9 protein-coding genes are annotated in these 9,075 nt (G+C 72.1%); 3 read left to right on the top strand and 6 right to left on the bottom strand.

Going from position 1 to position 9,075, the window contains the following annotated elements; all coding sequences use genetic code 11:
- Positions 1–13: 13 nt before the first annotated feature.
- A complete protein-coding gene (locus tag FE256_RS16570) occupies positions 14–1,489 on the bottom strand; it encodes an APC family permease (protein WP_138177864.1) in 1,476 nt (491 codons plus the stop codon).
- Between the two features lie 204 nt (positions 1,490–1,693).
- Between FE256_RS16570 and FE256_RS16565 the strand changes: the two genes are divergently transcribed.
- A complete protein-coding gene (locus FE256_RS16565; protein WP_138177862.1) occupies positions 1,694–3,181 on the top strand; it encodes an APC family permease in 1,488 nt (495 codons plus the stop codon).
- The gene (locus tag FE256_RS16560) at positions 3,174–3,863 is read left to right on the top strand and encodes a helix-turn-helix domain-containing protein (protein WP_138177860.1); all 690 of its coding nucleotides are present in this window, start codon (positions 3,174–3,176) and stop codon (positions 3,861–3,863) included. Before FE256_RS16565 ends, FE256_RS16560 begins: the two co-directional genes overlap by 8 nt.
- Positions 3,864–3,870: 7 nt before the next feature.
- Here FE256_RS16560 and FE256_RS16555 read toward each other — a convergent pair whose 3' ends face one another.
- Together FE256_RS16555 and FE256_RS16550 are read right to left on the bottom strand one after the other, a co-directional pair.
- Entirely contained in the window at positions 3,871–4,857 is a 987-nt protein-coding gene (locus FE256_RS16555; protein WP_138177858.1) for a PDR/VanB family oxidoreductase, read from the bottom strand.
- Positions 4,858–5,937 (bottom strand): aromatic ring-hydroxylating dioxygenase subunit alpha, encoded by a 1,080-nt coding sequence (locus FE256_RS16550; protein WP_138177866.1) that lies wholly within the window; start codon positions 5,935–5,937, stop codon positions 4,858–4,860.
- A gap of 100 nt (positions 5,938–6,037) precedes the next feature.
- Between FE256_RS16550 and FE256_RS16545 the strand changes: the two genes are divergently transcribed.
- Positions 6,038–6,634, top strand: a complete 597-nt coding sequence (locus tag FE256_RS16545; protein WP_138177856.1) for a PadR family transcriptional regulator — start codon at positions 6,038–6,040, stop codon at positions 6,632–6,634.
- On the opposite strand, the gene FE256_RS16540 is transcribed toward FE256_RS16545, so the two are convergent.
- The 3 genes from FE256_RS16540 to FE256_RS16530 form a co-directional block, all read right to left on the bottom strand.
- On the bottom strand, positions 6,631–8,178 hold the full coding sequence (locus tag FE256_RS16540) for an acyl-CoA synthetase (RefSeq protein WP_138177854.1): 1,548 nt from the start codon (positions 8,176–8,178) through the stop codon (positions 6,631–6,633). The two genes, FE256_RS16545 and FE256_RS16540, sit on opposite strands and share 4 nt — an antisense overlap.
- 94 nt (positions 8,179–8,272) lie before the next feature.
- Positions 8,273–8,725: a MaoC family dehydratase gene (locus FE256_RS16535; protein WP_138177852.1), complete on the bottom strand. Its 453-nt coding sequence runs from the start codon at positions 8,723–8,725 to the stop codon at positions 8,273–8,275.
- Positions 8,726–8,742: 17 nt separating this feature from the next.
- Positions 8,743–9,075 (bottom strand): amidohydrolase family protein (locus FE256_RS16530; RefSeq protein ID WP_171024390.1); only part of this gene is annotated, 333 nt, incomplete at its 5' end.

Genomic DNA, 9,075 nt, shown 5'->3' with positions numbered 1-9,075 from the left:
GACGAGGGGGGGCTCAGCCGGCGATCGCGTCGGTGAGCTTGGCGTAGGCGGCGGGGCGGCGTCGGCGGATCCAGGTCGCCTGGGCGTAGCCGAAGAGGGGGACGACCACGACCAGGGCGAGCAGCGCCCAGGTCACCGCGCCGAACGTCGGGGCGCCCTCGGCGTCGACGTCGCCGACCATGACGGGGAAGTACGCCACGATCACGACGGCGGACACCGCCAGCCCGACGAAGCCCAGGGCGGGGGCGATGACGGTGTTCCACGGTCGGCGGTCGGCGCGGTTGCGGGTGAAGTACACGATCACGGCGATCGAGGTGACGGCCATGAGCAGCACGATCGCGACCGTCGCGACCCCCGACAGCCACGTGAACACCTGCAGGAGCGGGTCGAGCCCGAGGATCGCGAAGGCGGCGAGAAGGATGCCGGCGGTCGCCGTCTGCACGAGCGAGGACGCGTGCGGGGACAGGTGGCGCGAGTGCACACCGGACAGCCGGTCGGGCAGGACCCCCGCGGAAGACATCGCGTGCTGGTAGCGGGTGAGGACGTTGTGGAACGAGAGCACGCACGCGAACATCGACGTCAGCAGCAGCACGTTCACCAGCACCTCGCCCACGACGCCGAGGTAGATCGCGACCGTGCGGAGCATGAGGGTCGCCGGGTTCTCGGCCGCCGCGGCCAGGATGCCGCTCGGACCCCACGCCATCACCAGGCCCCAGGTCGCGAGCGTGTAGAAGATGCCGATGCCGATGACCGCGCCGTAGGTGGCGCGCGGGATGGTGCGGTCGGGGTCGCGGGCTTCGTCGCGGAAGATCGCGGTGGCCTCGAACCCGATGAACGCGGCGATCGCGAACATCAGACCGACACCGGGTGACCCGCTGAGGACGTTGGCCGGCTCGAAGGGTGCGAGGCTCAGTCCCTCGGGACCGCCCTGGACGACGACCGCCGCGACGAGCACCAGCACGATCGCGACCTCGGCGACCAGCAGCACACCGAGCACCTTGCTCGAGAGGTCGATGTGGCGGTAGCCCAGGATGCCGACGAGACCGACCGTCGCGAGGGCGTACAGCCACCACGCCAGGTCGGGGCCGCCGATCGAGACGACCGTGATCTCGAGGAGATAGCCGATGTAGCCGTACACGGCGACCTGGATCGTCGTGTACGTGAGCATCGCGGTCCACGCGGCGGCGAGGCCGGACGGGCGGCCCAGACCGTACCCGATGTAGGTGAAGAAGGCCCCCGGCCGCGGGACGTGGCGCGTCATCGCCGCCAGACCCACCGCGAACAGGAGGAGGATGACGGCGCTGATGGCGTACAGGGTCGGGTACCCGACGCCGTTGCCGATCAGGATGCCGAGCGGGCCGGCGCCGCCGACGACGGTGAGCGGCGAGGCGGCGGCGACCACCATGAAGATGATCGCCGTGACGCCCAGGGAGCCGCGGAGGGTCCGCGAGCTCGCAGCGGCGGCGCCCTTCGATTCGAGCTGGGTCATGTCGGAGCCTTTCGGAGGTCGGGTGTGGCATCGAGGTTCCTCTCGCGCCGTTGCCGCTCGATGTAGTCGGCGTGAAAGTGCCCGCACGCCGAGTGGGACACCGTCCGGCCGGGCGTCTCAGTCGCGGACACGTGCGCGAAACATCGGTGTCGCGGGGGTGCAACGGCTGCGGCGTACGGTCGCACCGAGTCCACGGGGAGCACTATGACCGCACTTGCCCGCGCCATCGCCCGGCCCACGCCCGTCGCCGGATTCGGCGACCGTTCGCCGTTGCACGGCCTGGAGCGCCGCACCATCGGCGTCGTCGACCTCGCGGCGCAGTCGGTGGCCGCGGTCGCGCCCGCGGCGGCTGCCACGACGGTCGTGCTGCTCGTGGCGGGCATGGCCCCGGGAGCCACCGTCGCCGCGATCGTCGCCGCCGCGGTGTTGAGCTTCGGTGTCGCGCGGACGGTGTCGCAGTTCGCCCGACGCTTCGCGGCCGCGGGCGCCCTGTACACCTACACCGCGCGGGGTCTCGGCGAGCGCGCGGGGCTCGCGGCGGGTGCCGCCATCGTCGTCGGCTACGCAGCGATCGCGATGTTCGCGCTCCTCGGCGGTGCCTACTACCTCGGCTATCTCCTGCACGGGCTGTGGCCCGGTCTGGATCGCGGCACGACGATGACGGTGGCGGTCCTGGCGGAGGCGGCGTTCGTCGCGGTCGTGCTCGTCTCCGGCATCCGGCTGTCGGCCCGCGTCGCCCTGGTCGTGGAGGCCCTGTCGGTCGCCCTCATCGTGGTCCTGCTGGCGGTGCTCCTGCTCTTCATCGGCCCCGCGGACATCGTCGCCGCGGTCGCCCCCGGCCCCGTCGACCCGGTCGCGCTCGCCGCGGGTGCGGTCGTGGCGCTGACGGCGTTCGTGGGCTTCGAATCCGCGGCGACGCTCGGCGTGGAGTCGGTCGCCCCCTTGCGCAACGTGCCGCGCGCGATCACGGGAACCGTCCTGATCTCGGGGGCCGTGTACGTGCTGGCCGCGGTCACCCAGGTGTCCGGCTTCCACGCGCTCGGGCTCGACCTGGCGGCCAGCGCCTCACCGGTGAACGACCTGGCCGGCGCGTTCGGTCTGGGGCCCTGGGGGGTGGCCGCCGACATCGGGATCGCGGCATCCTTCCTGGCGTGCGCGATCGGCACGATGACCGCGCTCGTGCGGGTGCTGTTCGCCATGAGCCGTGACGGCGTGCTGCCCGCGAGCCTGGGACGCACGCACCCGCGGCTGCGTACGCCGATCGCCGCCACCGCGGCGGCGCTGCCCGTGGTCGCTGCGGTGCCGGTCGTGCTGGCGCTCGTCGGCGTCGATGCGCGCGAGGCGATGCAGGCGACTCTCGCCGTCGGGGCGACGGGCTACATCGTCGCGTACGTGCTCGTGTGCGTGGCCGCGCCCGTGTTCCTGCGCCGGATCGGCGAGTTCACGATCTGGCCGGCGGTGGTGGCGGTCGTCTCGGCGGCCGCGTTGACCGCGGCGCTGGTGGCTTTCCTCGTCGCCGGCTCCGATCGCGTGGGCTTGGTCTGCGTCGCCGCGGTCGGCCTCGCCGCCGTCGCGGTCGTCGTGCTGGCCGGACGTCGTCGACGCTCGCAGCCGATCGGCGCCTACGACGAGCCCGTGGCCGCCCAGGTCCTCGGGGGAGTCGCCCCACCGGAGCATCGGGGCGATGCCTGAGCGGGCGGGTCTCTCGGCGCGGCAGCCGGGGGCGGTGCGTTCGGCGCTGGCGGTGCTCGAGGCGGTGGCCCACCTCGGAGCCGGGGCGAGCGCGCAGCGCATCTCCGCTGAGCTCGGGCTTCCGCGGGCGACGACGTACCGCTTGCTCAACCTCCTCGTCGAGGACGAGTACCTCGTGCGCACTCCCGACCTGACCGGGTTCGCCCTCGGCGCCCGGGTGGCGCAACTGGCCGGGGTGACCTCGTCCCCGGCCCGCTTGCCCTCGGCCGCGCGTGCCGTGCTCGCCGAGGCCCGTCGCGCGGTGCGCGGCGGCGTGCACGTGGTGCTGTTCGTCGACGGGCGGCTCGTCGTGATCGACGCCGACCCCGACTTCCCCCTCTCGGACGAGGCGCGGCTGGTGCGCGAGCCCGAGCGATACGCCCTGGGGCGGCTGCTGCTGGTCACGCAGGGCCGCGCGGCGGTCGAGGCCGCCGCGGACGACCTCCGCCGGTTCGGCGCGACCCGGCAGTGCGGTGAGGTCACCCCGACCAGCGGATGCCTCGCCCTCCCGATCCGCGACGACACGGGTGCGACGGTCGGCGCGATCGGGTTCTCCGGGGCGCGCCACCGCGTCGACGACCCCGCCGAGGTGATCAGCGCGCTCGAGCCCACCGTGCGCGCCCTCGCACCGCTCGTCGTGTGAGCGAGCCTCAGCTCGACACGATCGTGACGACTCCCGGTGCGATCCCGTCGGATGCGACCACCCGGGACACGCAGCAGCACATCTTGGTGCGGGCGTCGCGCTGACGCTCGCTGTAGAAGACGTCGCGGTGGTCGATGTCGCCGTCGAGCCCGGTGACCCGGACCTCGCACAGCCCGCACTCGCCCTTCCGGCAGTCGTACATCATGTCGGCGCCCGCGGCCTCGAGGGCTTCCAGCATCGACTGGTTCGGGGCGACGGTCGTCTCCAAGCCCAGGGCGGGGATGCGGACGGTGAAGGGCTGCGGGTCGAACCAGCCGCTGTTGCCGAACGTCTCGGTGCGCAGGTCGGCCGGCGGGAGGCCCCGCGCGATCCACGCCCGGCGCACGGCATCCATCAACCGGATCGGCCCGCACACGTACACCTCGGTGCCCGGTTCGACCGAGTCCACCAGGGCCGGCACCGAGATCGAGGTGCCCTCGTCCCGCACGTGCACGTCGAGCCGGTCGTCGTGGCGATCGCGGAGGTCGTCGAGGTACGCCATGAGGGGGCGGCTGCGACCGAGGTAGAGCAGCCGGTAGTCGGCTCCGGCGGCGCGCAGCCGTTCGGCCATGCCCAGGAGCGCCGTGATGCCGATGCCGCCGGCGACGAGCACGTAGCGGCGCGCCCCGAGGCGGAGGGGGAAGTCGTTCAACGGTTGCGTGAGCGCGATCCGGTCGCCGGCGCGGAGCGCATTCATGCGCGCGGCGCCGCCGCGGCTGACCGGTGAGGTGTAGACGCTCACCGCCACCCGGGCGCCGTCGGGCGTGGCATCCACGATCGAATACGATCGCTGCTCGTCGTGACCGGCGATCCGCACGCGCACGTCGAGGTGCGCGCCGGGCTCCACCCGGACGGGGGAGTCGACGTCGATCTCGATCCGGCGGATCTCGGGAGTGAGGTCGAGCGCCGCGGCGACGGTGCCGCCCTGCCAGACCTCGCGGTGCGAGACGGCCACTCAGCCCACCGCCGCCGGCGTGCGCTCGCGGCCCTCTGCCGCCAGCATCCGCTCGAGGAGCCGCCGCACCCACATGCCGCCCGCGTCGATGTTCAGGCTGTAGAACTCGTAATCGGGGTTGGCGTCGATCGCGGCCTGCTGGGCGGCGAGCATCGCCTCGTCTTCGCCGAACACGCCGTGCACGCCGTCGCGCAGTTGCGTCGTGATGAGCTGGCTGTCGAGGCGGTAGTTGCGCTGGAACGACCAGAAGTAATGGCTGGTGCGGTCGGTCTCGGGCGTGATGGTGTTCATGACGTAGCCGTTGACACCCTGCGAGCGGTCGCCCTCGGGTGCGCCGGTGCCGGCTTTGGCCACGCCCACGTCGATGCGGATCGTCGAGGGGGCCTCGAAGTGGATGATCTGCCAGCGGTCGACGCGGCCCGAGAAGCCGGGGAACTTGTCGCGCATGTTCTTCAGCCAGAAGGGCGGCGGCTCGATGTCGCGCATCCAGCGTTCGACGGTGACGGCGGCGTCGGTGTGGCTGGTGACGAACTCCGATTCGCTGAGTTCCTTCTGTCCGATGCTGCTGGAGTGCACGAACTCCTCGTGGGTGAGGTCCATGAGGTTGTCGAGGATGAGCTGGTAGTTGCACGGCGCGTGGATCGTGAGTCCGTCGCCGGTCCAGTCGGGGTGCGTCATCTGGTGCATGTCGGGGATCCGGTCGGGATCGGCGAGCGCCGGGTCGCCCACCCACACCCAGACGTACCGGTAGCGGTCGACGACGGGGAAGGAGGGGACCAGGGCGCTGGGGTTGATCGTCTCCTGCGCGGGCATCGAGGTGCAGCGGCCGCGGGAGTCGTAGGTGATGCCGTGGTACGGGCACCGGATGTCCTCGGGGCCGACCAGCACGCCCTGCGACAGCGGCGCGAGGCGGTGCCAGCACGCGTCGGCGAGGGCCACCGCAGTGCCGTCCTCGGTGCGGTACAGCGCGAGCGGGCGCCCCGCGATCGTGCGGGCGAGGATGCGCTTGCGGCCCACCTCGTGGTCCCACGCCGCCACGTACCAGGCGTTCCGGGGGTAATCCAGCAGCTTCGCCGCCATCGTCTCGGTCACGGGACCTCCTCGTCCTCAATAACTATCACCATAGATATTGAGAGGAAGATATCGTGGGCGCACGCCACGTCGCAAGAGGGGAGGGGCGATGAGCCTGCGCTACGCGCTCCTGGCGCTGCTGACCGCCCAGCCGATGACCGGGTACGACCTCGCCAAGGCCTTCCACGGCTCGGTCGGACACGTCTGGCACGCCCCCGACTCGCAGATCTACCCCGAGCTCAAGCGCATGGTCGCCGACGGTCTCCTGCGCGACGAAGCGGTGCCGTGGGGGAGCGCCACGACCAAGACGCGGTACACGATCACCGACGAGGGCGTCGACGACCTGCGCCGGTGGATGGAGCAGCCGGTCGTCTACGGCGCCGACCGCGACCCCGCGCTGCTGCGCGCGGCCTACTTCGAGTGGGCCGAGCCGGATGCCGCCCGCGCGCGGCTGCGCGAGCACATCGCCCGCTACGAGGTGCGGCGCGGGCTGTGGCAGGGGCAGCTCGACGCGATCCGTGGGCGCACGCATCCGATCGTGGCCCGGCGGCTCGAGACCGACACGGTGCACGACCCCGCGGCGATCGTCGCCTTCAAGGTCTTCGCCTACGAGGGGTTCGTGGCGCGCGCCGACCACGAGATCGCCTGGGCCGAGCGCGGTCTCGCCCTCGTCGACGCGATCGAGAACGGCAGCGCGCCCCGCTAGGACCCGGAGAGCAGTCGCGCCCGCAGCTCGGCCTTGCGCACCTTGCCCGAGGCCGTCCGGGGCAGGTCGTCGACGATCGTCACCGCCTTCGGGATCTTGTACCGCGCGATCTGCCCCGACAGGGCCGCGCGCACGGTCTCGGTGTCGACCACCGCCCCGTCCGCGACCGTCACGAGGGCGATCGGCACTTCTCCCCACTTCTCGTCCGGGATGCCGATCACCGCGACGCCCGTGATCCCGGGGAGCCCGGCGAGGAGCCCCTCGACCTCGGCGGGGTAGATGTTCTCGCCACCGGAGATGATCATGTCCTTGAGCCGGTCGGCGATGTAGAGGTAGCCGTCCTCGTCGAGGTACCCCAGGTCGCCGGAGCGGAACCAGCCGTCCGCGGCGAATGCGGCCGCGGTCGCTTCGGGCTGGCCGTGGTAGCCCGCGAAGACGTTGGGCCCCTGCACGTGGATCTCGCCCACGGTGCGGGCGGGCACCGGCATCCCGTCCTCTCCGACCACCCGCACGTCGGTGAAGAAGTGCGGCAGACCCACGCTCCCCGCCTTCTGGCGCGTCATGGATGCCGACATGCTCGTCGCCCCGGGAGAGGTCTCGGTCATGCCGTATCCCTGCGTGAACGACAGGCCGCGGGCCTCGTACGCCTCGCGGATCCGCGGCGGGACCGCCGAACCGCCGCACGTCAGCGTGCGCAGGCTCGAGATGTCGGTCGTCGACCACTCGGGGTGGTCGGCCATGAGCTGGTAGGTGGTGGGGACGCCCGAGACCACCGTGACGCCGTGGCGCTCGATGAGATCGAGCGCGCGCCCCGCCTCGAAGCCCGCCTCGAGGACGACCGTCGCCCCCTTCATGAGCGCGGGGAGAGCCCCCATGCCGAGCGAGGCGACGTGGAACAGCGGCGAGATCATGAGCGAGACGTCGGCGGAGACGAGGTCGTAATCGATGATCGTGTTCACCGACACCCACGTGAGGTTCCCGTGCGTGAGCAGGGCGCCCTTCGCACGGCCGGTGGTGCCGGAGGTGTACACGAGCGCCGCGGGGTCGTCGAGTCCCGTCGGGACCGGCGCGCGTACCTCGGTGACGAGGGACAGGAGGCGCTCGAGCCCGGGCTCGCCGTCGCGTCCCGACGCCCCGGTGCCCACGACACGCGGGGCGGCGTCGCCCCGGAAGGCGCCGCCGGACAGAGCCGCGGCGGCACGGTCGCCGAACGCCGGGTCGTGCACGAGCACGCGCGCGCCCGAGTCGGCGAGGACGTGGGCGATCTCGGGTGCGGCCAGACGCGTGTTCACCGGCACGAAGACGGCCCCGAGGTGCGCGGCGCCGAAGAGCAGGAAGAGGAACTCGGGCGCGTTCTCGCCGAGGTAGGCGACGCGGTCTCCGCGACCGACGCCGTGAGCGGAGAGGACGGCGGCGGTGCGCTCGGCGGCGTCGGCGAGTTCGGCGTAGCTGACCCGCCGATCGTCGCCGAAGATCAGGGCCGTCTTGTCGGGGTGCTTGAGGCGGCGGCGGGGGAGCCAGGCGCCGAGTCCGGGTGTGCTCATCGTTCTCTTCATCGAGGGCGGGCGCCGCGGTGCGCCCGGGAGCGGGTGTGATGCCGCCCGCGCGTCGCCGGGGTCGGCGCGCGCGGGCGGGGTGTCAGGCGGAGAAGCGGTAGAGCCCTCGGGCGACGACGGCGGGCTTGTCTCCTCCGTCGACCTCGATCGTCTGGTCGACGGCGAGCTGGTAGCCGCCGCGCACCTCCGTCACCTCGGCGACGACGGCGTTCATGCGCACGCGCGCACCGACCTTCACCGGCGAGACGAAGCGCACCTTGTCCAGACCGTAGTTGACCTTCGTGGTCACTCCCGTGACCTCGAGCAACTCGGTCCAGAACTTCACCGTGAGCGACAGGCTGAGGTAGCCGTGCGCGATCGGCCCGCCGAAGGGGCCGTCCTTCGCGCGCTCGGGGTCGACGTGGATCCACTGATGGTCGTCGGTGGCGTCGGCGAAGAGGTCCACGCGGCTCTGCGTGACCTCCAGCCAGTCCGACCAGCCGAGGTCGGTCCCGGCGAGGCCTGCGATGTCGGCGTAGGCGACGGTCGTGGTCATGGTGTTCTCCGTTCGGGTCAGGGGGTCAGGCCGAGCAGGCGCGCGGCGTTGTCGAGGAGGATGCCGGGCATCCGCTCGGGCTTGAGCGCCGTCGACTCGACGTCGCGCATCCAGCGGTCGGGCGTCAGGAGCGGGAAGTCGCTGCCGAAGAGGATGCGCTCGCGCAGGAACGAGTTCGCCGCCCGCACGAGCTGCTCGGGGAAGTACTTCGGGCTCCACCCCGACAGATCGATCCACGTGTTGTGCTTGTGCGTCGCCACCGAGATCGCCTCGTCCTGCCACGGAACCGAGGGGTGGGCCATCACGATCTGCAGGGTGGGGAAGTCGGCGGCCACCGGGTCGAGCAGCAT

Origin of the sequence: Microbacterium sp. 5K110 (assembly GCF_005774735.1) — a bacterium.
GTDB lineage: Bacteria > Actinomycetota > Actinomycetes > Actinomycetales > Microbacteriaceae > Microbacterium.
The sequence above is the reverse complement of the archived record's forward strand: the minus strand, read 5'-3'. Positions and strand labels throughout refer to the sequence as shown.